Origin of the sequence: Frankia casuarinae (assembly GCF_000013345.1) — a bacterium.
GTDB classification, from domain to species: domain Bacteria; phylum Actinomycetota; class Actinomycetes; order Frankiales; family Frankiaceae; genus Frankia; species Frankia casuarinae.
Map to the genome: position 1 here is coordinate 2,328,087 of NC_007777.1, position 24,775 is coordinate 2,352,861.

Here is a 24,775-nt window from a genome sequence, read left to right on the forward strand (position 1 = left end):
TGCCTGACGGAGAGTGCCTGACGGAGAGTCGGTGCGGGACGCTCGCAGGAGAGGGGTGGGTATGCGCGACTTCCCGATCGACCTGGGGATCAGGCCTGGCGCGGGAATGGGCGCGGGGTGGCCGATATGACCGCGGTCCGGCTTCCTGACCCGGTACGGCGGGTCCGGGCGATGCGTTCTGGTGGTGTGAGCGCGGCGGCGTTGGAGCGGGATCTGGCGGCGCGGGTGGATGGTGAGGTGCGGTTCGACGCCGGCACCCGGGGGGCGTATTCGACGGACGCGTCCAATTTCCGGCAGCTGCCGATCGGGGTGGTGGTACCGAGGTCGGTGGAGGCGGGTGCCGAGGCGGTCGCGGTGTGCCGGGAGCATGACGCGCCGGTGCTGTCGCGGGGTGGGGGGACGAGCCTGGCGGGGGAGTCGACGAACGCGGCGGTGATGATTGACTGGTCGAAGTACTGCACCGGGCTGTTGTCGGTGGATCCGGATGGCCGGCGGTGCGTGGTGGAGCCGGGCGTTGTACTGGACCATCTCAACGACCTGCTGTCGCCGCATGGGCTGCGGTTCGGGCCGGAGCCGGCCACGCACAACCACTGCACCCTCGGCGGGATGATCGGGAACAACTCGTGCGGGTCGACGGCACAGCGGGCCGGCAAGGTGGTGGACAACATCGCCCGCCTGGAGGTGCTGCTGTATGACGGGACCCGGATGTGGGTGGGGGAGACATCCGACGATGAGTATGTCGAGACCGTGCGTGCGGGAGGCCGTCGGGCGCAGGTGTACCGGCAGGTGCGGGAGCTGCGGGACCACTATCTGGCCGAGATCCGGCGGTGCTATCCGGAGGTGCCGCGGCGGGTGTCCGGCTACAACCTGGACAGCCTGCTGCCAGAAAAGCACTTCCATGTCGCGCGGGCCTTGGTCGGCAGCGAGTCGACGTTGGTCACGGTGCTGCGGGCCGAGCTGGAACTGGTGCCGGTGGTGCCGGCACAGTCGCTGGTCGTGCTCGGCTACCCGGACATCGCCGCGGCCGGGGACGCGGTACGGCGGGTGCTGCCGCACGACCCGATCGCGTTGGAGGGCCTGGACGACAGGCTGATCCACTTCGAGCGGGAGAAGCACCTGTACCCGGAGGCGTTGGCGCTGCTGCCCGAGGGATCGGCCGGCTGGCTGCTCGTGCAGTTCGGCGGCCAGACAACCGAGGAGGCCGACCGCAAGGCCCGGGCGATGCTGGACGACCTGTGCTCCTCGCCGCATCCGCCGGTGGCGTCGTTCTTCGACGACCCGGCCCGGGAGGCCGAGCTGTGGGAGGTGCGGGAGGCGGGACTGGGCGCGACTACCCGGGTGCCGGGCCTGCCGGATACCTGGCCCGGGTTCGAGGACAGCGCGGTCAGCCCGGACCGGCTCGGCGACTACCTGCGCGACCTACGCAAGCTGTACGGCGAGTTCGGGTTCTCCGAGGCGTCGCTCTACGGCCATTTCGGGCAGGGCTGCGTGCACAGCCGGATCCCGTTCGACCTGGTCACCGCCTCTGGGGTGGGCAGCTATCGGGAGTTCTTGGAACGGGCCGCGGACCTGGTCGCCTCCTATGGTGGGTCGCTGTCCGGGGAGCACGGCGACGGCCAGCAGCGCGGCGAGCTGCTGCCGAAGATGTTCGGCGCGGACATCGTCCGCGCGTTCGGTCAGTTCAAGGCGATTTTCGATCCGGGGAACCGGATGAACCCCGGCAAGGTCGTGGCTCCCTATCCGATTGACGACAAACTGCGGCTGGGCGCGGACTGGGAACCCGCCGAGACGGAGACCTTCTTCCGCTACCCACATGACGGGGGCAGTTTCAGCCGGGCGGTGCTGCGCTGCGTCGGGGTCGGCCGCTGCCGCCGCGAGGGCGGCGGTGTGATGTGCCCGTCCTACATGGTCACCCGGGAGGAGGAGCATTCGACTCGGGGCCGAGCCCGGCTGCTGTTCGAGATGCTGGCGGGCCACCCGGACTCGCCGATCCGCGACGGCTGGCGCTCGACAGCGGTGCGCGACGCGCTCGACCTGTGCCTGGCCTGCAAGGGCTGCAAGAGCGACTGCCCGGTGAACGTGGACATGGCCACCTACAAGGCCGAGTTTCTGGCCCACCACTATGCGGGGCGCATCCGGCCGCTGGCTCATTACTCGATGGGATGGCTGCCGCTGGCCGCCAGGCTCGCTTCCCTGGCGCCCCGGACGGTGAACGCGCTCGCGACCGCGCCCGGGCTCACCGACCTGGTGAAGCTCGCCGGCGGGGTGGCCCGGGCACGGGCCATCCCGCCGTTCGCGTCCGAGTCCCTGCAGGCCTGGTACGCCCGGCGCGGGCCGCGAGGATCCGGCCGGCGGGGCGAGGTGGTGCTCTGGCCGGACACCTTTACCAACCGCTTCCACCCGCACATCGGGCAGGCGGCGATCGAGGTGTTGGAGGACGCCGGCTGGCGGGTCGTGACGCCCGGCGGGACGGTGTGCTGCGGCCTGACCTGGATCTCCACGGGCCAGCTGGCCACCGCGCAGCGGGTGCTGCGGCGCACGACCCGGCTGCTGCATCCGTACCTGCGGGCCGGGACGCCGATCGTCGGGCTCGAACCGAGCTGTACGGCGGTCTTCCGCTCAGACGCCGAGGAACTGTTCCCGCGCGACCCCGACGTCTCCCGGCTGCGCCAGCAGACCCTGACCTTCGCCGAGCTGCTGTACGACCGAACGCCCGGCTGGCAACCTCCGTCGCTGGGCCGGCCCGCGATGGTCCAGACCCACTGCCACCAGCACGCGGTGCTGGGTTTCAACGCGGACACCGCGCTGATGCGCGAGATGGGGATGGACCCGCGGGTGCTGGACTCGGGCTGCTGCGGACTCGCGGGCAACTTCGGCTTCGAGCGGGGCCACTACGACGTGTCACAGGCCTGCGGGGAGCGGGTGCTGTTTCCCGCCCTGCGCGACGCGCCCGACGGCGCCTTGGTCTTGGCGGACGGCTTCAGCTGCCGCACACAGATCGAGCAGGGCGAGGCCGGTGGGCGGCAGGCCGTCCATCTCGCCGAAGTGGTGGCCATGGCCCGGTTCGGCGACGTGCCGGCAGCCCGGCCGGAGCAGGCTGTCGAGCGGCCCTCGTCGCCACGGGCCGCGTCGCTGGCGGTATTGCCCGGTCTCGGCGTTGCCGCGGCGGCCGCAGGCGGCCTGGCCGCCCGCGCCGCGGGACAGCGGATCCGTGACCACTGAATATCCCGGCACTGGACGTATCGCGGCACTGGACGGAGGGATGATGCGGAGATCAGCTGACCAGCCGGGCGGCCGGCGCGGAGTGGTGGTGGTCACCGGGGGTTCGGCGGGGCTCGGTCGGGCGATCGTCCGGCAGTTCGCGCGCCGCGGCTACGACGTGGGTGTCCTGGCCCGTGGCGAGGATGGTCTGGCCGGTGCGGTAGCGGACGTGGCGGCGGCGGGCCGGCGCGGCCTCGCGCTGCCCGCGGACGTCGCCGACGCCGCGGGCGTGCAGGAGGCCGCCGAGCGGGCGCGCGCGGAGCTGGGGCCGGTCGACGTCTGGGTCAACAACGCGATGGCCAGCGTCTTCGCTCCCTTTCCCCAGATCACCCCGGAGGAGTTCGAACGCGCCACAGTCACCACCTACCTGGGCCATGTCAACGGAACCCGTGCGGCGCTGCGGCACATGATGGCACGTGACCACGGGGTGATCATCCAGGTGGGTTCCGCCCTCGCCTTCCGCGGTATCCCGTTGCAGTCGGCCTACTGCGGCGCCAAGCACGCCATCGTCGGCTTCACCGAGTCGGTGCTGACCGAACTGCTGCACGACGGCAGCAACGTGCGGGTTGTGATGGTACACATGCCCGCGCTCAACACCGTCCAGTTCAACTGGGTGTGCTCCCGGCTGCGTCACCACCCGCGGCCCGTCCCGCCGATCTACCAGCCCGAGGTGGGCGCGCGTGCGGTGGTCCACGCGGCCGAGCACCCACGGCGCAGCATGTGGGTCGGCGTCTCCACCGTCGCCACCATCCTTGGCAACCGGATCGCGCCCGCCCTGCTGGACCGCTACCTCGCCCGCACCGGCTACGCCAGCCAGCAGGCACCCGACGACCACAACCCGATGCTCGGCGAGAACATCTTCTACCCGGTGCCCGGCGACCACGGCGCGCACGGCGATTTCGACGACCGCGCCCACGCCCACAGCCCGGAACTCTGGCTCAGCCAGCACCGCCGCGGGGTGCTCGCCGCCGTGGTCACCGCGGCCGGCATGGGAGTCGGGGCCGGCATGGGAGTCGGGGCCGACCGGATGCCCCGGCACCGGTAGGGGGCCGGCGACGGGCGCGCCGGGCCAGCCTGTTGATCTTTCGGTTGCCTGACGAATCCCAGCGGTAGGGGAGAACGTCCGCCCAGGTGGGAACGCTTACCTTGGCGGCCCGTGCAGATCGGCCGCCGTAGGTGGCACCAAGATTGCCAAAAAAGTCAGTCAGGAGGGAACACTCACTCATGGGCGCATTCGAAGAGGCGAAAGGCAAGATCAAGAAAGCGGCAGCCGATGTGACCGGCAGCGAAGGGCTGCGGCAGGAGGGGCAGCAGCAGGAGGAGAAGGGCCGGGAGCAGCGCGAGGCGGAAGAGGCCCGGGCTCAGGCTCAGGCCCACGAGAGGGAAGCCGAAGGCCACGAGCAGCGGGAGCGGTCCGAACAGGGGACCTGACCACGGTACGGATCGTGGCAACCGAGGCGGTGTCCCGCGGCCTGGAACCAGCCGCGGGACCAACAATGTGCGGGACCAACAATGTGGCGGATCGGTCGGACCGGGTGGGCGGCGCTCAGGGCCATGCGGACCGGGTGGGGGATCCTGCTGGTGGCGCAGCCCGGGCTGGTTCTGCGGGCCGCGGGCGGCCACTCCTCCAGCCGCGCCCGGCCGGCAGCCGTGCGGGTGCTGGGAGCCCGCCATCTCGTCCAGAGCCTGCTACCGCCGGGCCGGCTTGGCGTCGCTGCGGACTGCCTGCATGCCGCGAGCATGCTCGCTTTCGCCGCGGCCGTTCCCGGGCACCGCCGGCTGGCCTTGGCCGACTCCGTGGTGGCGTCGGCGTTCGCGGCGTCAGCGTTCGCGGCCGAGCAGCCAACCCTGCAGGAGGTCTCCGCGGCGAGGGGACGGGCCGCGCGGGGTGCGGGCGACGGCCCCGGCCAGACCGAGGGCGCAGCCGCCCAGCATCGGCGCTGCCGCCAGCCATAGCCAGCCTGTCCGGATCTGGCTGATCAGACTGGCCTGCAAGTCTCGCAGTACCGCCTGGGCGCTCGCCGGCAGAGCCGGCACCGCCCTGGTGACTCGGTCCCGCCGAAGGCTGGTGCGGCTGCCGCCGGTGCCTTGAGGTGACCGGCGGGTCGCGGGGGCCGAGGTTGTCTCCTGGCTTCGCCAGCCAAGGTGAACGTTCGGAGGAGGATTTCGTGCCGGAGGGCCGCCCAGCCCCGCGAGCCTGGCGGATCTTCCGTGGCCACGGAAGCCAACCTCGCCCACCCCGTCCCGGGGCAGCAGCCTGGGCGACCGGGTAGGCGTGGCGGGCCGCGGTTTCGGGGAGACAGCAGGCATGCCAGCGGTTGAGAGCGTGGAGGTCGCCGCCTACCTGGTGCCGACCGAGCAGCCCGAGTCGGACGGGACGCTGGAGTGGGGTTCCGTCACCCTGGTGGTGGTGACGGTCCGGACCGGCGGCCAGGCCGGTCTGGGCTACACCTACTGCCATCTCGCTGCCGCGGATGTCGTCGCGGGAAAGTTGGCGGCGGTGGTGACTGGCCGGGACGCGTTGCGGGTCGGTGCCTGCTGGTCGGCGATGCAGGCGGCGGTGCGGAACATCGGCCGTCCCGGCATGGCCGCAGAGGCGATCTCGGCGGTGGACATAGCGCTGTGGGATCTCAAGGCGCGGCTGCTCGGTGTCCCGCTGGTGGTGGCGCTGGACGCGGTGCACGACCGGGTCCCGATCTACGGCAGTGGCGGCTTCACGTCCTATCCGGACAGCCAGCTCTGCGATCAGTTGTCGGGTTGGGCGGCGGCGGGTATCCCGCGGGTGAAGATGAAGGTCGGCCGGGACCCGGCGGAGGACCGGAAGCGGGTGGCTGTGGCCCGGCGGGCAGTCGGATCCGACGTCGAGCTCTATGTGGACGCGAACGGGGCGTACAGCCGCAAGCAGGCGTTGATGCTGGCGGAGATCTTCGCGGAGCAGGATGTGCGCTGGTTCGAGGAGCCGGTCAGCTCCGACGACCTGGAGGGGTTGCGGCTGCTGCGGGACCGCGGCCCGGCGGGGATGGACATCGCGGCCGGCGAGTACGGCTACACGTTGTCCGGTCTGGAACGGATGCTGGCCGCGGGTGCTGTCGACTGCCTGCAGGTGGACGTCACCCGCTGCGGCGGCATCAGCGGGTTCCTGCGGGCGGCGGCGCTGTGCGACGCGCGGGGGATCGACCTGTCCGCCCACTGTGCGCCGCAGGTCAGCGTGCACGCCTGCACCGCGGTGTGGCATCTGCGGCACCTCGAGTACTTCCACGACCACGTCCGGGTCGAACATCTGCTGTTCGACGGGGTCCTCGATGCGCGGCCGGACGGGACGCTGGTCCCGGATCGGTCGCGGTGCGGCCTGGGCCTGTCGGTGCGGCAGCGGGACGCCGAACGGTTCCGGGTCCGATGACCGCGGCGTACGGCGAGGCGGACCACAGCACCGGGCCGGACGGGTCGATGCGCTGGGCTGTGTGCGCCGGCCCCGCCCGCTGTGCGTTCGGGCTGTTCTGATGGGTATGGCAGGAGCTTCTGGCGGGTATGGCAGGAGCGTGAGCCGGTTGACCGGCTGGATCAGTGGGATCGTCGCCGCTGCCGCGATGCTGGTGGGCGCCACCGGCTGCGGTACTGGCGGCGGGCCCGGCTCGCCGACGGCGGACCGGGCCGCCGCCGCGGACAGAGCCGGGCTCGGCGCCGTTGCGGGCATCGTCTCCGACGTCGAGCCGTCCGTTGTCACCATCCTGGTCGGGAACGAGCTGGGCAGCGGCATCGTCTACCGCGCCGACGGTGTCATCGTCACCAACCAGCATGTGATTGCCCAGGCATCCGGTGGAAAGGCCGAGGTGGCCTTCGCCGACGGCCGCCGGGTGGCCGGTCGGGTACAGGCCGCCGATGAGATCAGCGACATCGCCGTGGTGAAGGTGAACCGGACCGGCCTACCCGCCGCGACGTTCCGTAAGGATCTGCCCCAGGTGGGCGAGTTGGCGGTGGCGATCGGCAGCCCGCTGGGATTCGAGAACAGCGTCACCGCCGGGATCATCTCCGGCGTGAACCGGAACCTGCCCGTATCCGGTCAGCAGGGTGGGCAGGGGCGGCCGCTGGTGGACCTTATCCAGACCGATGCGGCGATCTCGCCCGGTAACTCCGGCGGGGCGCTGCTGGACAGCCAGGGCCGGGTCGTGGGCATCAACGAGGCCTACATCCCACCGTCGACCGGAGCCTCGTCGCTGGGCTTCGCGATACCGTCCGCGACCGCGGTTGACGCCGTTGAGCAGTTGCTGCGCACCGGGACCGTGAAGCACGCCTTCGTTGGCGTCCAGCTCGCCACCCTCACCTCGGCGATCGCTGAGCGGCTCGGACTGGACGTGCGTGCCGGGGCGCTCGTGCTGGCCGTCGTGCGCGGCGGGCCCGCGGGCAAGGCAGGTGTTCTACCCGGTGATGTCATCCGTAGCTTTAACGGCAAGTCGGTCGCCTCCGCCGGGGAGTTCTCCGCCAGGCTGCGCGAGGTATCCCCGGGTGACATGGTGACGCTAGGCGTCCACCGAGACGGCAGGGACCACACAGTGCAGGTCAGGGTGTCCGACCGGCCCGGCTGAGAGCTTCGCCGCCGATGCGGCGTCCCACCTCGGGGCTCGGCCCGGGGCTTCCGAGGATGCATCGACGCGCCGTCACGCGCCTGGGGACAGCGGGTTCGTGGACGAGATCTAGGTGAAGATTTCCGGGCCGGTGTCAGTGCCGGTGTCGAGTTGGCACCAGACCGTCTTGCCGGAGTGGGTAGGGCGGGTGCCCCACCGGGCAGCGAGTGCATCGACGAGGATCAGGCCACGACCGTGTTCTTCCTGCTCGTTGGGGTGGAGGACACGGGGGAGGTGACTGTCGCTGTCGGAGACCTCGATGTAGAGGGCCGTCGGGACGCTGCGGAGCACGAGTTCGCCGGGGACTCGGGAATAGCGGATCGCATTGGTGACGATCTCGCTCACCAGTAGTTCCGCGGTCTCGATGGTTTCGGGCTGCTGCCAGCGACGCAGCGCGGCGTTGACGGCGTGGCGAGCCTGTCCGACGGCCCTGAGGTCGAGGGTGAGAGGGATGGTAAGGGTGCGAGTGTTGATGGCCGCGGCGGCCCGGACGAGCAGGAGCGCCACGTCGTCGTCTCGATTGGCCTGATCGACCAGGCGCATCAGCCGGTCGGCGGTGGCGTCCGCGGTGCCGGCGTCCGCGAGAGCGTGCTGTAGCCGGCCGATTCCCTGGAAGATATCGATATCGCGTGACTCGACGAGGCCGTCGGTGTAGAGCGCGAGCGTCGCCCCGACGGGGAACGGGTAGCAGGTCTGGACGAAAACTTGCCCGCCGATACCGAGAAACGCGCCGCCCCCGCCGGTCAGGAGGCGGACCCGGCCATCGGGATCACGCAGGGCGGGAGGGGGGTGGCCGGCGTTGGCGAGGACTATCGTCGCGGTGGTGGGCTCAAAGATCGCGTAGACGCAGCTCGCCAAGGCACCGTCAGGCCCTGCCCCGATGGTCTGGGCAAGGTTGTCCAGGTGGGTGAGTACGTCGTCGGCGGGCAGATCGAGTGAGGCGAACGCCCGGCTGGCGGTGCGGAGTTGACCCATGACGGCGGCGGCGGTCACACCGCGGCCGGCCACGTCTCCGATGACGAGAGCTACCCGACCCGCCGAGAGCGGGATGAGGTCGAACCAGTCCCCGCCCACCTCGGCGTCGATCGGCGGACCCGGCTCGGCGCAGGGCGACCGGCCGGGAAGGGAGCCCGGCTCGTACCGCCAGGCGATGTCCATTCCGGCCACGGCCGGGATGTCGGGTGCAAGCAGGCTGCGCTGCAGCGTGACAGAAACCTCCCGCTCGCGAGCGTACGCGCGGGCATTGGCGATGGCGGCTGAGATACGTCCACCAAGGTTGGCGGCCATCTCGACGTCGTCGTCGGTGTAGGTACGCCCGGAAACGCCGACATGTACAACCATGACCCCATGAAAGTAGCGCCCCACCAGCAGGGGCACCGCGATCCCCCAACGCAGCAGCAGCCGCCGGAAGTAGTCGAGGAATCCAGGAGTCTGATATCCGCTGATCAACGATTCATCGTCGGCCGCGTGGTGAAACGGGCGACCCGACGCAAAGGCTTGGTAGATCGGAGAGTTTCGGTGGCAGTAAAGGATCTCTCCGGCGGCTGAGAACGGGATGTCGCAACTTTGCAGGGGCGGACCGGAAACGCGTGTTTTTATGGCGCGCCGCAATTCCAACAGCTCCGGTCGGGCGTCTGTGTCAAGGGGTTCGTCGAGCAGGTACACGCTGCAGGTGTCGGCGAATTCCGGTACCATAAAATCGGCTATACTCGCCAGTGTGGCGTCCAGTTCCAGGGATCGCCCGACGAGTGTGCTCGCCCGGGTGAGCAGCCGCAGTCGCCGCTCTGCTTCCGCATGCTTCCGCTCGGCACGGCGCTGATCCGTCACATCGACCAGCGTCACGCCAACCGCCGCGGGCACCCCCTCACGGTCCCGGAGCGGAAAGTGCGAAAAGCGCCAGGTGCGTTCCTCCTGCGGGAAAGCCACGCTCCTGCCGATGATCTCCGTGTCTTCAACTGATTCACCGCTGGCCAGGACCCACCGGGCAAGCTTCCACACCCGCGGGTCCATATCCGGCAGCAGCTCGGGGATGGATGTTCCCGCCAGTTGCTCGGGAGACAGGCCGTATATTTCCCGAAAGGACCGGTTGCTCCGTCGCACCCGCAGATCCGGATCGATAATTACCATCGCCGTCGGACTGAAATCGATCAGTTGCGTGCCCAGTAGCGAATCGAAACCGGCATCCAGTGCGTAGTCCGACGAAACGTCCGACAAGGTTCTCCTCGGCTCAGACGTCATTAAATCACATCCCCCTGTGTGGAATGATCATCTCCTGGTCTAATACCCAGGAACTTAGGATCAAATCAGGCCTGGGACTACGGTGGGTGGCGGTCCCGCGGGTAGGTGCCAGAATTCGGTTGCGGATGGCGCTGGTCATGAGGCAGACCGCGATGCCGGACCGGCAAGCATGGGGCGGGTTGCGGTGGCGTTGATGTCGAGCAGGTGAACGACCGCGTCGGTGCTGAGCACGACGAGGGTGTTCGATCCGAGCAGGACAGGCTGGGTGGTGACGGGCGCCGCGACGTCGCCGACCAGCAGCGGACCAGCGGGGCTGTCCAGTTGCCAGATACTGCCATCGAGCAGCACGATCATCGGTCCGAGTGGGGTATGGACGGCAGTGGTGGGCGCGCCGGTACCAGTGGACCGGTAGGGACCGTAGGCGGGGCGCAGCCCGTGCAGGTGCTGGCGGTCGAGGATGCCGCCGTGATCCGGGTCGAGCCGGTGCGCGATGCCGTCGCCGGTGACGAGCACGATTGCCTCGTCGGTGACCAGGGGAGCGGCTGTGGAGAAGCGGCCGGTCAGGGTGGTGCGCCACCGAGTCTGGCCGGTGGAGAGGTTCAGCCGCTCGAGGGTGGGTCCGGCGGTACGGAGCAGCAGCGCATCGGTCCCGTCAATGGCGACCAGCGAGCTGGAGGGCGGTGGTGTGCCGGGCGGATCGGTCCAGGTGATGGTGCCGTCGCGCAGGTCCAGGGCGGTCAGGCCCGGGGTGGGGCCGCCGAGGGGCAGCACGGCCAAGCGGTCGGTGGCCAGACCGGTTCCGTAGGTGAGCAGGGTGTCGACCTGGCCGAGCTGGTCGCGGTGCCAGGCGATATCCCCGGTGTCGAGGTCCAGGCAGGTGACGCCGCCGACGTCACCGACGATCAGCCGGCCCGCCGCGGTGAGGATGGGGGTGGCTAGCAGCCGGCGTCGCTGCCGGTGTGGGAGGTGTCGGGTCCAATGGGGTGCGCCGGTGGCTGGGGCGAGCGCGGTGAGGGTGCCCGCATGGCTGCACGCCAGGATCTGGTCATGGCCGGCGAGAACGCCGGTGATGGGGTCGTCTGCGGCGCGCACCGTCCACAGCACGTCGACTCGGCTGTCGTTACTGCCGGTGTTGGAGGGGTGTAGGCGGGTCAGGTGTCCTGCGCCGTGGGTGTCGGTGCTCGGTGCGATGACGGTGCCGGCGATGGTCGCGAGGGTGCCCAGATGTTGATGGGCGCCGATCGAGTGGCTGGTGGTGCGGGGCGAGGCCGGGGCATCGGCGCGAGACGTGGTCGGTGACCGTGGCGGTTTCGGTAGCGCCGGGATCGTGTCGTGCCGTAGATCCATAGTTCTCAAGCCGGGGGTGAGGGTGATGAGGCGGAGCTGCGGTGGTGACCAGTCCAGTCCGCCGAAGCTGGCTGCGGGCGTGCTGAGCAGGTGACAGCCGCCGACGTTGCGCTGCGCGTCGGCATGCCAATGTCCCGACAGGACGGCGAGGAGGCTGTCGGGTGCGGCACTGTAGCGGATCAGTTCGAGTGTGTCGTGGTCGGGCTGGTCGTGGGTGAGCACGACGACTGGCAGCCCGGGGGTTCGGGTGGCGAGATCGGTGATTATGAAGCGTTGCTGATCGGTGTCATCGATCGCGCACCAGGCGCTGAACCAGTCCAGGGCGAGGAGGTGCACGCCGGCCAGGTCAGCTGACCACCAGCGCGGGCCCATGGCCTGCTCGTAGCGGGTGAGGGTAGCCGCGCCGAGAAACCCGCCACCGTGGGGGGTGTCGCTGGGGTGGGGTTGGTGGCGGTGGCCGTAATGGTCGTGGTTACCCGGCACGATCTCTACCGGCAGCGGCGCTGCGGCGAGGGAGTCGAGTACGCGCCTGAACTCTTCGGGTGTGCCGTGGTCGGTGAGGTCACCGGTGATCACGGCGAATGCCGCGCCGTGGTCGGCTGCGGTCCGCAGCGCGTGGTGCAGGCCGCTGGTGGTGTCCGTCTGGTCGCCGTAGCGGGCGGCGAGCTCGACCGCCTGGGACGGGTCGCCGTCGATCGCGCTGACATGCGTGTCCGTGATGTGCGCGAATCGCAGCTCCCCTGAGGGAGCCGAGGGTGGTTGTGGATCGCTGCCGGTGCGGCTTGGGTGCAGCTGAAACAGCACCGGCTCCCCCGCTGCCGGGTGCTGCCACCAGCGGCCCGTCCAGCCGTTGGGGCGCCGGGCCCAGACCGGGCGCCCCGGCACGGTGCGGAGGCTGAACGAGCCGTCGTCGCGAGTGAATGTCCAGGTCCGCCCGTCGCTTACCGCGATCCCTGCGAGCGCGTTGCCGTGGATGGTGAGCACGGCGCCGATGATCTGCATGCCTGAGTCTAGTCTCCGACAATAGATCATTTACAACCCTTCGCATCATTATGTATGTAATTTCCTTACGGAAGTAAGATGTTGTTTAGATAAAGTTTCCCTTGGCCTGTCAGTGTCACCGCCATGACCCCACCCGGCCTCGCGCTGCCACCGCAGTCACAGGGGGCGGCCTCGACGAGGCTGTCCGGGTGGCCGGTGCTGTCCGGAACCGTCTGTACCGCTTAGTCCACTTGATGGAGGAACTGTCATGAAACTCAGCAGCGACCGCATCCTGACCACGCACACCGGCAGCCTGCCCCGACCGGCCGGGCTGGCCGAGCTGATCCGGGCCCGGGAACAGGAGACCCTCTCGGTCGCGGACGCCGAGTACCTGCCCGAGCGGATCGCGGACGCGGTTGGCGTGGTCGTCGGCCATCAGGCGCAGGTCGGGCTGGACGTGATCAGCGATGGCGAAATGAGCAAGATCGGGTACGCCACCTACGTCAAAGAACGCCTCACCGGTTTCGACGTGGACGTTGCCGTTCCCGAGGGCGGCGGCCTGTCGATCGCTGATCTGGACGACTACCCTGGCATGGCCGAACGTTCCCTGGCCGGCTTGGAGACCGCGACACCGACCTGTACCGGTCCGATCAGCTACACCGGCACCGCCTTGCTCGATACCGATCTGGCCAACTTCGCAGCCGGCGTCAGCTCAATCTCGGCAGGATCGGGTCAGCCGACCGAGCGGTTCATGAATGCCGCGTCACCTGGAGTTATCGCGCTCTATCTTCCGAACCAGTTCTATGCCAGTTTGGATGAGTACCTGTTCGCGTTGGCCGAAGGAATGAGGGCCGAGTACGAGGCGATCACCGCAGCCGGGCTGGTCCTGCAGATCGACGCCCCGGATCTGGCGATGGGTCGGCACATCCAGTACGCGCACCTGTCCGAGCAGGGATTCCTGGACCGGCTGCGCGTGCACGTTGAGGCGATCAACCACGCGCTACGCAATATCGACCCGGCGAGGGTGCGGGTGCACCTGTGCTGGGGCAACTACCAGGGCCCGCACCACAAGGACGTCGGCCTGGACGTCATCCTGGACACGATCATTCAGCTCAAGGCCGATGGGCTGGTATTCGAGGCCGCCAATCACCGCCACGCACATGAATGGCAGGTGCTGGCCGACGCGAAGATTCCCGAGCAGAAGGTCCTCATCCCGGGTGTCATCGACACCTCCAGCGTCTACGTCGAACACCCCGAACTCATCGCCCAGCGCATCACCCGCTTCGCCGACATCGTCGGCCGCGAGCGCGTCATCCCCGGAACCGACTGCGGCTTCGCGTCCTTCGCCACCTTCCTCGCCGTCGACGAGAGCCTGGCCTGGGCGAAACTCGAATCCCTCACCGCCGGCGCTCGACTGGCCAGCGATCGACTGTGGTCATGACCAGCACCACCCCGACCCACAGCACGACCGAGCACGACGCGGCGCTGCCGGTGCTCGACCTGCGCGAGTTCGACCCTGGCACTGATCCCGCGGTGCGCAGCCGGTTCCTTGAGCGACTGCGCGAGACCTGCCATGACGTGGGTTTCTTCTACCTGGTGGGGCACGGCATCGGTGACACCCTGTTCCGGGAGGTCGAGGAGGTCACCCGAGCGTTCTTCGCTCTGCCCGAAGCCGATCGAATGGCGATCGCGATGACCCGGTCGCCACACTTCCGTGGCTACACCCCACTGGGTGGTGAACTCACGAACGGTCGGGCCGACCGGCGCGAGGAGATCGACCTCGGCGAGGCCACCATCAAAGCCATCCACTACCCTCCGTCCGGACCTGGCTGCGATCATCAAGGCGTTGGCACCCACCGGGACTTCGGGCTGCTCACCTTCGTCCTGCAAGACGCCGTCGGTGGACTGCAGGTGGAGCGCGACGGATGCTTCTTCGACGTCCCGCATCTGCCCGGCGCCCTGGTCGTCAATCTCGGCGAAATGCTGCAGCTCGCCACCCACGGCTACCTCAAGGCCACCGTCCACCGCGTCATCAGCCCACCCGCTGGCGTGCGGCGATTCTCGGTTATCTACTTCTTCAACCCGCGCCTGGACGCCACCCTCACTCCCATCGACCTGCCCGCCGAACTTGCCGCCCAGGCAACGGGCGGACACAGCGCTGACCCGGACAACCCCATCCTCGCTACCTACGGCGAGAACATCCTCAAGGTGCGGCTGCGTGCCCACGCCGACGTCGCGCAACTCCACCACGCAGATTTGCTCGCCGCCGAGAGCTGACCTGATCCACCGGCACACCGCAACCCGCCTTCGTGCTGGCCCGCGCGCCCCGCGCCCCACGGCTCCCACGCGCGCCCAGTCATCCCCTGAACAGAAAGGCGATCCGCCATGACCGTTGATGCCCCGCCCGCATCGGTGGCAACGCATGTACCGCTACTGACCGAGGCCGAAACCCCGCCCGACCCACCGGTCACGAACCCGCTGCGAGGCAACCCCGGCATCGTCGGCATCCCGATTACCATCGCTGGCGCGCTCGGACTCGGCTTGGTCGACGCCGGCTACGTGCCCGCCGAGGCCGCCGCCGCCGGCATCCCGACCATCCTCGCCGCAACCTCGATCGGGCTGCTGCTGGCTACCGTCTGGGCCGCCGCGCTCGGGCAAAATGCCTCGGCTAGCCTGTTCGCCGTTTTTTTCGGCTTCTACGCCAGCTACGCCGCACTCGCCCTCGGACTCGGGCACAACTGGTACGGCATCCCCGATGCCCAGATCGTGCACACGCAAGCCATCTGGCTGATCTGCTGGCTGGTCACCATTGCCATGCTCACTCTGGTCACCATACGGCTACCTTGGAGCTTCACCCTGCTCCTCGGCCTGGTCGACGTCGCCCTCGTCCTGCTGCTCGTCGGCACCCTGGAGGCCAACACCACCTTCATCCATCTCGGCGGGTACGTGGTCTTCGCCTTCGTTGCCGTCGCCGTCTACCTGTATGTCGATCTTATGTGGAGCGAGACCGGTGGCCGTGGACTTCCTCTCGGTAAGCCTCTCGTATCTTGACTCGGTCGCTGTAACAAAGTTGCATCACAGCGTCTCTTCTTGATACAAGAGTTACACAGACGTTCTGGTTGACCGGCTCCTCGGAGGCTCACGTTGCTGACCGATTCCCTTGACCTCACGACCTGGCAGGCCAGTGGCGTTCTTCTCATGGACGGCTTCCTTGGCCCGGAGCGCCTGCGGGAGGTGCGACGCTGGGTCGATGAGATCGAGGCCCTGCCGGGCCGCGAGGACGGTCTGCTGCAGTACGACGAGACCACCGGGGACGGATTCTCGGTGCGGTGCCGCACCGAGAACATCGTGCCCTTCCATGACGGCATGCGTGCCTTGCTCACCCGGGGCACGCTGCTCGACATTGCCAGCATGTTGCTCGGCGAGCCCGCCGTCCTCTACAAAGAAAAGATCAACTATAAGGAACCCGGCGGCGCCGGGTTCGCCCCACACCAGGACGCGCCCGCCTACCCCTTTGTCCGGTCCACCATCACCTGCATGATCGCTATCGACGATTCCACCACCGACAATGGCTGCCTGGACGTCGTCGAAGGCATGCACCACGAGCCGCTCCCCACCGACGATGTCGGCTGCATCCCCGCCAGTCTCGCCGAGACCCTCCTCTGGAAACCCGTCCCCGTCCGCGCTGGGTCGTTGCTCTGGTTCAACTGGTACGTCCCGCACCGCTCCGGAGTCAACACCTCACCACATCGTCGCCGGGCCATCTACCTCACCTACAACGCAGCCTCCGACGGTGACCACCGCCACCACTACTACCAGGAAAAGCAGCACCGCCTAGCCGCCGGCACCGACCGAATCAGCCTCATCGGCCACTTCACCGGCGACAGCCACGTCAGCGCCCGGGGCGCCGAGGAATCTGCATGAATACCGACCGGCTCCTCCACGGCACCTTCACTGGCGCGGACGAGTTCTGCGATGAACTGTTCGCCTACCTCACCGCCGTTGGCCAAAGTCAATACGACGAAACCGTCACCCAACTCGAACACGCCCGGCAAACCGCCGCCCTCGCCGAAGCCGACGGCTATGACCAGGCCGCGCAGGTCGCCGCGCTGCTGCACGATATCGGCCATCTCCTCCTCGACGAACACGACGCGCACCACAATTTCCTCGCCGAAGACCTCCATCACGAAATCGTCGGAGCACGCTACCTGACCCGATGGTTCGGCCCCGATATCGGCACTCCGGTCGCGCTGCACGTCAAAGCCAAGCGCTATCTCGTGGCCACCGACCCCGCCTACGCCAACAGCCTGTCCGTAGCCTCCACCCGAAGCCTACGCGTCCAAGGCGGCCCGATGACTGGCAGAGAAGTCGATGCCTTCCTTTGCCTGCCACATGCCGACCTCGCCATCGCGTTGCGTCGATGGGACGACAACGCCAAGCGAGCCGGCGTCGCGGTACCGGAACTTGACCATTGGCGTCCGGCTGTCTGCCGGCTGGTCAATGAGGCTTCCGCGGTGGTTTGACAGGCGGGTATGGCCCCTGACCGCCCGTCATCCGTGAAGGCGAGGAACGCGTACTGTTCTGTGCGGGTCAGGCCCGTGCCGCGGGCGATACTCGTGCCCGCCGACGCGGAAGTCCAGCTCGTGATGGGCTGTCCCCGGCTCGTTGGGTAGATGGAACCAGCGCTTTCGTATTGCGAAGTCAGCGAAATCGGCCAAGATATGACTTGGCGCTGCCGCCAGGTGCGGGCCAGGGTGAACAACCCGTGAATGAGGGGTGAGCCTGCCGCCGTTGATACGGTGTCGCTGTCCGCTTCGCCGGTGAACTCGGCAAGGGTCGCGCCAAAGTCGGCGCACACGCCGCGCATCGTCCGTTCGCAGGCGTCGAGCATCGCCTCATCGAACACGCCACGCCGGTACTTCGTCTGGACCCGGCTGTTACGGGGCGAGTTCGTCGGCACGCCCACTCGCTCGGCGCGGGCGGCCCTGGTAGGAGGCGCGGTAGGCGGACGGCGTGTTGGCGGCGTCGCGGGCGAGGTGGATCCGCAGGTTGGCGGCGGTCCCCAGTCCGCAACGGGCGGCGATCCGATCCACCGGCAGGTCGGTCACCTCGAGCAGCAGCCGCGCCTCGGCGATCCGGTGGGCGAGCAGCCACTGCCTGGGCGTGACGCCGTACTCGGCGATGAAGCGCCGGGCGAACGTGCGCGTCGCGTAGCCAGCGTGGCCGGCGAGATCAGCGACGGACAGTGGCTCGGCGAGCCGTTCCAGCGCCCAGTCGCAGGTCGCGGCCAGCCTGCCAGGACCGCCAGAGCCGGGCTTTGGACCGGGCACCGGGCGGCGTAACAGCTGGGCTTGGCCGCCTGCGCGATGGGGCGCCACCACCAGCCGGCGGGCGACGCGGGTGGCGACGGCACTGCCGAGGTCGCGCCGCAGTATGTGCAGACACAGGTCGATCCCCGCGCACACTCCGGCGCTGGTGAGGATCCGCTCCCCGTCGACGTAGAGAACGTTCGGGTCCACCTGCACCGTCGGATGGCGGGCGGCGAGGTCGCCCGCGTCCTCCCAGTGGGTGGTGGCCCGCTGACCGTCGAGTAGCCCGGCGGCAGCGAGGGCGAACGCTCCGGTGCACACCGACATCAGTCTGACGCCGCGGTCGGCAGCCGCGCGCAGCGCGTCGAGCACCCCTGGTGCGGGTGTGACCAGTGGGGCGTACCCGGGGACGACGACGGTGTCAGCGGCATCCAGCGCGGCGAGCCCGTGCGCCACCTCCAAGGCGAAGCCGGTGGTGGTGGGCAGCGAGCCAGGCTGCTCCGTGCACAGCGTGAACGTGTAATGCTCGGCCAGGTCCAGGTGGCCGAACACCTGGGCCGGGATCGCGAGGTCCATCGCGACGGTGGCCGGGACCGCGAGGGCCACCACGGCGTGGCGAGTGGCCGTTTCCTTATGCAGCACGGCAGAACAGCCTATTCCGCTGCGCACTCGGCGCCCGGCACTCTGGCCTCGTGTCCAGCAAGCCGCTGCCCCGCCGGGCCGACCCGAAGGATGCGGACCCGATGACGACTCGAGACGCCGCCGACGCACCTGAAGTCGCGTCCCCTGCTGGTCGTAGCCGGCGGAACACGGCGCTGATTTTCGCCGCGACGCTCGCGTTCACGCTGTCGCTGGCCGGGTCGGCGTTGAAGAACACGATTCAAGTGGACTTCTCGCCGATCGCAGTGGACCTTGGTGTCAGCCGCGGGACGTTCGCCTGGTCGACGACGGTCTTCGCTGTGGTCATCGCGGTGGCGAGCCCGGTCGTCGGGGTGCTGGCCGATCGGTTCGGCGGCGCGGCCGTGCTGGTCAGCGGAACGGTGCTCGCCGGTGCCGCCTTCCTGATCTGCGCGGCGGCGCCGGGGGTGTCGCTGTTCGCGTCCGTCTACGGCGTGCTCGGCGCCTTCGCCTTCACGATGCTCTCGTACGTTCCATTGGGAAAGCTTGCCAGCGAGCTGTTCACCGCCCGCGGGGAGGGCCTGGCGTACGCGGTCATGACGAACGGCCCGGCTGTCGGGTTCATCGTGCTGGTGCCGCTGTGGGTGTGGCTCGGCGCGTTCGCGTCCTGGCGGGCCGTCTTCGTCGTCGCCGGTCTGTCGATGCTCCTCGTGCTGACCCCACTTGCGCTGCTGCTGTATCGGCTGTCCGGCCAGGACGAGCCGGCGCCTACGGCGACGCCGGGCACACCCGGGACCGCGGACGACGCGCGGCTCGGCTTCGGGGACCGGTTGCGGCTGGCAGCCGCCAACCCTGTGTTCCTGGCGCTGACCGTCGCGTTCACCGGCTGTGGGATCACGATGGCGTTTGTCGACGTTCACCTGGTCACCGATCTGCACGAACATGGCATGAGCCCGGGTGTCGTCAGTGGCACCCTCGCCATGCTGGGCGTCTTCGAGATCCTTGGCTCACTGGCCGCCGGCCGAAGGTGTGACCGGGGCCGGGTCCGGCAGACCCTGCTTGTCGGTTACGCGCTGCGCGGCGGGGCGATGGTGCTCGTCGCCTTCGACGCGACCGTAACCGCCTCGCTGGCCTTCGGGGTCATCTTCGGGGCGAGCTATCTGGCGACGGTGGTCGCGACCACGCTGTGGATTGGCCGGGTGCTGCCCGAGGGCGCCCGGGCCACCGGCCTCGGTCTGCTGTGGACGCTGCACAGCATCGGCGCCGCTCTCTCCAGCCAGCTGGGCGCGCTGGTCGCCGACTCGTACAACTCCTATACGCAGGTCGCGATGGGCGAGGCGCTGCTGGTCGGGGTGTCGTTCCTGCTGATCGCCCGGCTGCCCGCGCCACGCCCGGCGGCCGTCCCCGCCGGCGCTTCCCGGCAATGAGCGGTCTGCGTGGCACCCTGTCGAGCCCTGGAAAAACCGGGATCACACGCCGTGGCGTTTCGGGCCGGGCCGCCGACTTATGGTCTCCAGCAACACCCGCTTCTCCGGCGTCAGCATGATCGGGAATCGGTGCCCGGCGAGCCGGGCAAGCACCGCGGCCAGCTTCGTCACGGCGTTGTCCGGGGCGCCGGCGGACCAGGTAGCCGGCACCGAGGGCTCCGCGCACCGAGTACCTGCTCATCGAACTGGCCTGGCGCCTGCGGGGCTGTCGGCTGCGGGTTCATCGGGCGCGGGCCCCGGCAGGCCTGGTCGCTGCGAACGCCCGGGCCAGATCGGCGACGATGTCCTCGACGTCCTCCAGGCCGACCGATAGGCGCAGCAGGCCGTCGGTGACGCCGGCGGAGTCGCGCTGTGCCGGCGTGAGCCGGCCGTGGGTGGTGCTTGCCGGATGGGTGATCATCGACTTGGTGTCCCCGATGTTTGTCGTGTTCGACACGAGCTCAAGCCGGTCGACAAACGACCAGCTGGCCTGCTGGCCGCCGTACAGCTCGAAGCTGATCACTCCGCCGTGCCCGGACTGTTGGGCGGCTACCAGCTCCCGCTGCGGGTGATCCGCGCTGCCGGTGTAGTGCACCGCCCGTACGTCCGGTTGGTCGGCTAGCCAGGCAGCCACCACCGCCGTGTTGGCGTCGTGCGCCCGCATCCGCACCGGCAGCGTCTCCAGGCTCTTCAGGAAGATCCACGCGTTGAACGGGCTGAGGCTCGGGCCCGCGGTGCGCAGCACACCGTGCAGCTCGGAGATCAGGCCCGCGCGGCCGGCGACAACGCCGCCGCCGCAGCGGCCCTGACCGTCGATGTACTTGCCGGCGGAGTGCAGAACGAGGTCTGCGCCAAACACGATCGGTTGCTGGAACACCGGGGTGCACAGGGTGTTGTCGACCAGCAGCAGCGCGCCGGCGGCATGTGCGAGCTCTGCGAGGTACCTGATGTCGGCCACGGCCATTACCGGGTTCGTGGGGCTCTCAACGACGAGCATCCTGGTCTGCGCACGCATTGCGCGCGCCCAGGCGGCCGGGTCGGTCACCGGAACGACGGTCGTCATGACGCCGAACCGGTCCAGATAGTGAGCATAGAGCCGGGTCGTGGTGCCGAAGACACCCTCCGCAAGCAGGACATGGTCCCCGCCGCGCAGCAGCCCGAGCGACACCGCCAAGAATGCGGCCATCCCGGACGCGGTCGCTACGGCGGACTCGGCACCCTCCAGCCGCGCGACGCGCTCCTCGAACGCGCGCACCGTCGGGTTCGTGAACCGGACGTAGACGTTGCCGGGGCGCCGCTGCGCGAACTTCTCCGCCGCGTCGTGCGAGTCGTCGAACAGGTAGCTCGACGTGAGTACCAGCGCCTCGCTGTGCTGGTCGTCAACGGACTGGCGATGGCCGGCACGCACCGCCTCCGTCGCCAGTCCGCGGCGGGTGCCGGAGGCCGTACGGTTGGAGGACGGAGGCGTCATGCGGGCAGCAGCCGTCCGGCCAGGTATTCCTGGTAGATGCCCTCGTACATGCCGTAGAACAGCTCGCAGGTATGCGCTACGGCGTAGAGCGCCTCCTGCTGCATCTGCTCCGTCGTGCACAGGTCTGCGACGAGGTCGAGGCCCTGCTGAGTGTGGGTGATGTCCTCGACCTGGTGCACCGAGAAGAACAGCAGGTCCCTCGGCTCGAGCCCGTACACCCGACCGAACAGGATGTCGCGGCTCTCGCTGCCTAGCTTCTCCAGGTTCTGCCCCTCGCTCGCGATGGTGACCGCGGCGGCACCGACGTGATAGCGATCCGGATCCTTCACCGCCGCGAGCCGGTAGTCGATCAGCTCCTGGGTCGTCGGCAGCGCGACGGCGGCATCCCGGGTCTCGTCGTCGATCCCGATCGCTAGCAGGAAGTCCTGCATCAGCTTGACGTGGTTCCGCGTCTTCGAGATCCGCCCGGTCTCCTCCTCGTAGAGGTTGTGCAGCAGGCGCCGCTTGTGCCGGGGGAGCGGGCAGTAGAAGAACAGGTGCTCGACGTAGGTAAGGAAGTGCTTGGTGAGCTGGTAGCCCTGTAGCGCTACCTGCTGGAGGAAACGCGGCTGAGGGTTGTCCGCGTCCAGTAGAAGCCCGAACACCGGGTGGGCGATGGTGAGGTGCTGGTGCAGGGTCTCCTCCAGGGACGCCCTGAACCTGTCCCGCGGGAGCGTCATCGGCTCGTCCTCTCTGCGATGGCGGCTTGTGGGGTGGTGTGGCGGCGAGTGGGATCGGCACGACGGGCCAGCCGGTCGGCCGTGACGGCCTGTAGCTCGGACACGGCGTGAGTCATGTAAAGGCCGCGGTGGCTGATGCCCCGCACTCGGCTGTAGTCGTCCAGCACGCCGTAGGTGGTGAACCCGAAGCCGCTCCAGACCCGGTGGGCTGGGGAGCCTTCGCGGACGTCGATGAGAACGCGCTCCACCCCGACGTCGGCGAGTCGCTCGCAGACGGCGAACACGAGCTCGATCACCGCACCGGTGCGACGGATCCGGGGACGCAGGTATGCCTTGCTGACCTCGCTGAGATGCCGGCAGTTCGGCATCGAGTTCAGGGCGACGACGCACATCGCGCAGACGCCCTCGTCGTCCTGGCCGAGCAGGACGAGCGCTTCGCCTGTGCCGACCCGACGGGCGAGGTCCTCCGCGAAGCCCACGCCCTGGGCCGGCGTAACCGGCTCGGTGAAGCCGAGGATGCCGTCATCGATCACGCTCGCGGCCAGCATCGAGGCGAGGTCCGTACTGTACGGACGAACATCCGTTGGCCAGGACCAGGTCATCCTGGTGCCGTCCGGCGGCTGGTCGGGTAGGTGGGTCATTGATCCTCCCGGTGGATCCGTCGGCGACCCTGCGGATCCAGTTCGCGGTCATGGCGGTCGCCTCCGCGGTCCACCGCCGGGCGACGTCAGGCAGCGGCCCGACAGTGGGCAGCTGTGTGGCCAGCGTGGGAGAGCGCTGGCTGCGGGCGCGCCGGGCGAACGCGGCGAGCCGCCGGCTTGCGGTATCGGCCAGGTAGCCCTCCGGGATCGGCGGGTACGGCGCGTCAGGGTCCGTGAGGAAGACCCGGACGTCGCGGCGGTACTCCCGCAGCAGCATGTCGGGCAGGTACTCCGGGTGACCTTGGACGAAGACCTGACGGACCCCGTCCTGACTGGTCGCTACCGCCCAGTCAGAGCCACCGGTAAGCAGCTCCAGGCGCACGCCGCAGGCGACGAGTTCGTCACGGTCCACAGTGTTCCATCGGGAATGCGGCATGGTGACGACGTCGGGCAGCCCGACGGTGAGCGGGCCGCGTCGTGCGACGGTCTGATGGTCGAGCACGCCGACCCTCTTGTGTGCCAGTCGGCGGCGCTGCACGCCGCACATCTGGTGGAGGGCTAAATGCGCAGACAGACAGGAGAACACAGTGAAGAAATTCCGTCTCCGGCTGAGGTCGAGAATCCGCTCGATCACCGGATAGCCCGGGTCCTTCTCTGGGTGGGAATTCTGTGGCTGTGCGCCGGTCACCACCAGAGCATCGAATGATGCTATTCGCTGCCAATCGCTTCGTGACCCCGGAAGATGGGGATGGCTGGTCGTCGGGTCGAGGTCCACCACATCGACGTGGACTGCCACTCTGGCGCTGTTCGCCGCGTTTCTTATCAGCCGGTCGAACTGCTGCCCTCCTGTTCCTCGGCCGGTGGCCGCCATGAGGTCAACGACTCCGACACGGAGGGATCCATGAGGTGGCTTCTCCGGCATCTTTCCTTCCCCTGTTCGACCGCAAGAATAGCCCCGCGCCGCTGCTCGCGGCCAGCTGTCGACGTGTCAGTTAGTTGATATAAACATTGCGTGCCGCGCGGTCCTCGCCGCACATCATGACGCACGCATGATGAGAGATGACATGATCGTTTCCGTCGAACATGTCACCCCACTCACGATGTGGATAGGCGCACCGGTTCTTCGCGCGGGCGGTCTGGTCGCCCGACCGGGTCGGCCTGGCACTCGCCCGCGTCGTCGTCGACCGGCTGCTCCCGGCCGGGCCGCTGACTGTCGTGGTCGATGACACCCTGTTCCACCGGGCGGGGAAGAAGGTGTGGGCCGCCGGCTGGTTCCACGACGGCTCCGCGAAGGGGCAACCGGCAGGTCGGCTTTGGCGACAACTGGGTCATCGTCGGCCTCGTCTTCTCTTGATCACTTGTTGGCTCCCGCGACCCCAGTCGGCCGCCGCGACACCGATCGCCCCAGTTCCGCGTGCGCGCGTAGTTGATATCGATTTCAGGATCAACCTTCCGTAAACAGAAATGACCGGCACGCGTCTCGCTATGGTCGACCAGTTTTCGATCATCTGCGACTCGATCGACGCCAAGACCAGGATCGACGAAGGTGGATGAAGTGAACGATAGGCAAAATCAAGATCTGTTAATTAAGTGGCACTAGTGGAGGTCTGCGGTCCAAATTTCCCTCTTGCTCCACAATGGGGAGCCTACACCCAGCCTTCATGAACTCTCAAGCCCTTTGGCTGAAGGTGCGGAAATTTGTTGGCAAGCAGTCCGGGCGGTCGCGGTAGGGACCGTCCTTGCCCTCTCTGTCGGGGTTGAGTGAGACACCCTCGTGGGTGTGAGCTGGCTACGGAGGGCGTGATCGGAGATCCATGATGTTCATGGAGCCTGAGTCGCAGGAGGCTCCGGCCGGGTCACCGCAGGCGCGGGACCCGGCGCCGCGTCCGTCGCGGCGGGTGTTCAGCACGGCGTACAAGCTGCGGATCGTCGCGGAGTACGAGAACGCCCCGCACGGCGAGAAGGGTGCGATCCTGCGCCGGGAGGGTTTGTTCTCCTCGCATGTGGTGGAGCGGACCCGGGCACGTGACGCGGGGGCGCTGGGAAGAGCAGGCGTCCCGGCCCGCGCTCCGGGGAAGAATCCGGGGAAGTCGGCGGAACAG

At 68.6% G+C, this 24,775-nt stretch carries 21 protein-coding genes; 13 read left to right on the top strand and 8 right to left on the bottom strand.

Features of this window, described 5'->3' with window-relative positions; translation table 11 throughout:
- The first annotated feature begins 126 nt into the window (after positions 1-126).
- From FRANCCI3_RS09960 to FRANCCI3_RS09985, 6 genes are all read left to right on the top strand, one after another.
- On the top strand, positions 127-3,222 hold the full coding sequence (locus tag FRANCCI3_RS09960) for an FAD-binding and (Fe-S)-binding domain-containing protein (protein ID WP_011436414.1): 3,096 nt from the start codon (positions 127-129) through the stop codon (positions 3,220-3,222).
- A 43-nt stretch (positions 3,223-3,265) separates the two neighbouring features.
- Complete coding sequence (locus tag FRANCCI3_RS09965; protein ID WP_011436415.1) at positions 3,266-4,306, top strand: SDR family oxidoreductase; 1,041 nt, start codon at positions 3,266-3,268, stop codon at positions 4,304-4,306.
- A 179-nt stretch (positions 4,307-4,485) separates the two neighbouring features.
- Positions 4,486-4,692: a hypothetical protein gene (locus FRANCCI3_RS25305; RefSeq protein ID WP_023841235.1), complete on the top strand. Its 207-nt coding sequence runs from the start codon at positions 4,486-4,488 to the stop codon at positions 4,690-4,692.
- Between the two features lie 123 nt (positions 4,693-4,815).
- Positions 4,816-5,217 carry a hypothetical protein gene (locus FRANCCI3_RS27295; RefSeq protein WP_051623852.1) on the top strand — a complete coding sequence of 134 codons (402 nt, stop codon included), beginning with the start codon at positions 4,816-4,818 and terminating at the stop codon, positions 5,215-5,217.
- 352 nt (positions 5,218-5,569) lie between these two features.
- Positions 5,570-6,661 (top strand): enolase C-terminal domain-like protein, encoded by a 1,092-nt coding sequence (locus tag FRANCCI3_RS09980; RefSeq protein WP_011436418.1) that lies wholly within the window; start codon positions 5,570-5,572, stop codon positions 6,659-6,661.
- A 139-nt stretch (positions 6,662-6,800) separates the two neighbouring features.
- Positions 6,801-7,844 (top strand): S1C family serine protease, encoded by a 1,044-nt coding sequence (locus FRANCCI3_RS09985; RefSeq protein ID WP_011436419.1) that lies wholly within the window; start codon positions 6,801-6,803, stop codon positions 7,842-7,844.
- A 108-nt stretch (positions 7,845-7,952) separates the two neighbouring features.
- Here FRANCCI3_RS09985 and FRANCCI3_RS09990 read toward each other — a convergent pair whose 3' ends face one another.
- On the bottom strand, positions 7,953-10,097 hold the full coding sequence (locus FRANCCI3_RS09990; RefSeq protein ID WP_023841232.1) for an ATP-binding SpoIIE family protein phosphatase: 2,145 nt from the start codon (positions 10,095-10,097) through the stop codon (positions 7,953-7,955).
- A gap of 159 nt (positions 10,098-10,256) precedes the next feature.
- Positions 10,257-12,470, bottom strand: a complete 2,214-nt coding sequence (locus FRANCCI3_RS09995; protein ID WP_035941677.1) for a PQQ-binding-like beta-propeller repeat protein — start codon at positions 12,468-12,470, stop codon at positions 10,257-10,259.
- A gap of 247 nt (positions 12,471-12,717) precedes the next feature.
- Between FRANCCI3_RS09995 and FRANCCI3_RS10000 the strand changes: the two genes are divergently transcribed.
- The 5 genes from FRANCCI3_RS10000 to FRANCCI3_RS10020 all read left to right on the top strand — a co-directional run bounded on the left by FRANCCI3_RS10000 (position 12,718) and on the right by FRANCCI3_RS10020 (position 16,972).
- Positions 12,718-13,890, top strand: coding sequence for a cobalamin-independent methionine synthase II family protein (locus FRANCCI3_RS10000; RefSeq protein WP_011436422.1), 1,173 nt, complete (start codon positions 12,718-12,720; stop codon positions 13,888-13,890).
- A complete protein-coding gene (locus FRANCCI3_RS10005; protein ID WP_023841231.1) occupies positions 13,887-14,726 on the top strand; it encodes an isopenicillin N synthase family dioxygenase in 840 nt (279 codons plus the stop codon). The genes FRANCCI3_RS10000 and FRANCCI3_RS10005 overlap by 4 nt, the downstream gene beginning before the upstream one ends.
- Before the next feature lie 108 nt (positions 14,727-14,834).
- On the top strand, positions 14,835-15,500 hold the full coding sequence (locus FRANCCI3_RS10010; protein ID WP_011436424.1) for a GPR1/FUN34/YaaH family transporter: 666 nt from the start codon (positions 14,835-14,837) through the stop codon (positions 15,498-15,500).
- A 93-nt stretch (positions 15,501-15,593) separates the two neighbouring features.
- On the top strand, positions 15,594-16,373 hold the full coding sequence (locus tag FRANCCI3_RS10015; protein ID WP_011436425.1) for a phytanoyl-CoA dioxygenase family protein: 780 nt from the start codon (positions 15,594-15,596) through the stop codon (positions 16,371-16,373).
- Entirely contained in the window at positions 16,370-16,972 is a 603-nt protein-coding gene (locus FRANCCI3_RS10020) for a phosphonate degradation HD-domain oxygenase (RefSeq protein WP_011436426.1), read from the top strand. Before FRANCCI3_RS10015 ends, FRANCCI3_RS10020 begins: the two co-directional genes overlap by 4 nt.
- A 414-nt stretch (positions 16,973-17,386) precedes the next feature.
- On the opposite strand, the gene FRANCCI3_RS10025 is transcribed toward FRANCCI3_RS10020, so the two are convergent.
- On the bottom strand, positions 17,387-18,400 hold the full coding sequence (locus FRANCCI3_RS10025; protein WP_023841230.1) for a GlxA family transcriptional regulator: 1,014 nt from the start codon (positions 18,398-18,400) through the stop codon (positions 17,387-17,389).
- A 101-nt stretch (positions 18,401-18,501) separates the two neighbouring features.
- Here FRANCCI3_RS10025 and FRANCCI3_RS10030 point away from each other — a divergent pair, with 101 nt between their 5' ends.
- The gene (locus FRANCCI3_RS10030) at positions 18,502-19,803 is read left to right on the top strand and encodes an MFS transporter (protein ID WP_011436428.1); all 1,302 of its coding nucleotides are present in this window, start codon (positions 18,502-18,504) and stop codon (positions 19,801-19,803) included.
- A gap of 42 nt (positions 19,804-19,845) precedes the next feature.
- Here FRANCCI3_RS10030 and FRANCCI3_RS26880 read toward each other — a convergent pair whose 3' ends face one another.
- The 5 genes from FRANCCI3_RS26880 to FRANCCI3_RS24400 all read right to left on the bottom strand — a co-directional run bounded on the left by FRANCCI3_RS26880 (position 19,846) and on the right by FRANCCI3_RS24400 (position 23,595).
- Positions 19,846-20,013, bottom strand: a complete 168-nt coding sequence (locus FRANCCI3_RS26880) for a hypothetical protein (RefSeq protein WP_157858559.1) — start codon at positions 20,011-20,013, stop codon at positions 19,846-19,848.
- Between the two features lie 70 nt (positions 20,014-20,083).
- Positions 20,084-21,313 (bottom strand): O-succinylhomoserine sulfhydrylase, encoded by a 1,230-nt coding sequence (locus FRANCCI3_RS10035; RefSeq protein ID WP_011436429.1) that lies wholly within the window; start codon positions 21,311-21,313, stop codon positions 20,084-20,086.
- A complete protein-coding gene (locus FRANCCI3_RS10040; RefSeq protein ID WP_011436430.1) occupies positions 21,310-22,032 on the bottom strand; it encodes a TenA family transcriptional regulator in 723 nt (240 codons plus the stop codon). The genes FRANCCI3_RS10035 and FRANCCI3_RS10040 overlap by 4 nt, the downstream gene beginning before the upstream one ends.
- Positions 22,029-22,580: a hypothetical protein gene (locus FRANCCI3_RS10045; RefSeq protein WP_023841229.1), complete on the bottom strand. Its 552-nt coding sequence runs from the start codon at positions 22,578-22,580 to the stop codon at positions 22,029-22,031. The genes FRANCCI3_RS10040 and FRANCCI3_RS10045 overlap by 4 nt, the downstream gene beginning before the upstream one ends.
- The gene (locus FRANCCI3_RS24400) at positions 22,555-23,595 is read right to left on the bottom strand and encodes a homoserine O-acetyltransferase/O-succinyltransferase family protein (protein ID WP_011436432.1); all 1,041 of its coding nucleotides are present in this window, start codon (positions 23,593-23,595) and stop codon (positions 22,555-22,557) included. The genes FRANCCI3_RS10045 and FRANCCI3_RS24400 overlap by 26 nt, the downstream gene beginning before the upstream one ends.
- A 236-nt stretch (positions 23,596-23,831) precedes the next feature.
- On the opposite strand from FRANCCI3_RS24400, the gene FRANCCI3_RS27955 reads away from it, so the two are divergent.
- The gene (locus tag FRANCCI3_RS27955; RefSeq protein WP_083771072.1) at positions 23,832-24,131 is read left to right on the top strand and encodes a hypothetical protein; all 300 of its coding nucleotides are present in this window, start codon (positions 23,832-23,834) and stop codon (positions 24,129-24,131) included.
- Positions 24,132-24,775 lie beyond the last annotated feature (644 nt).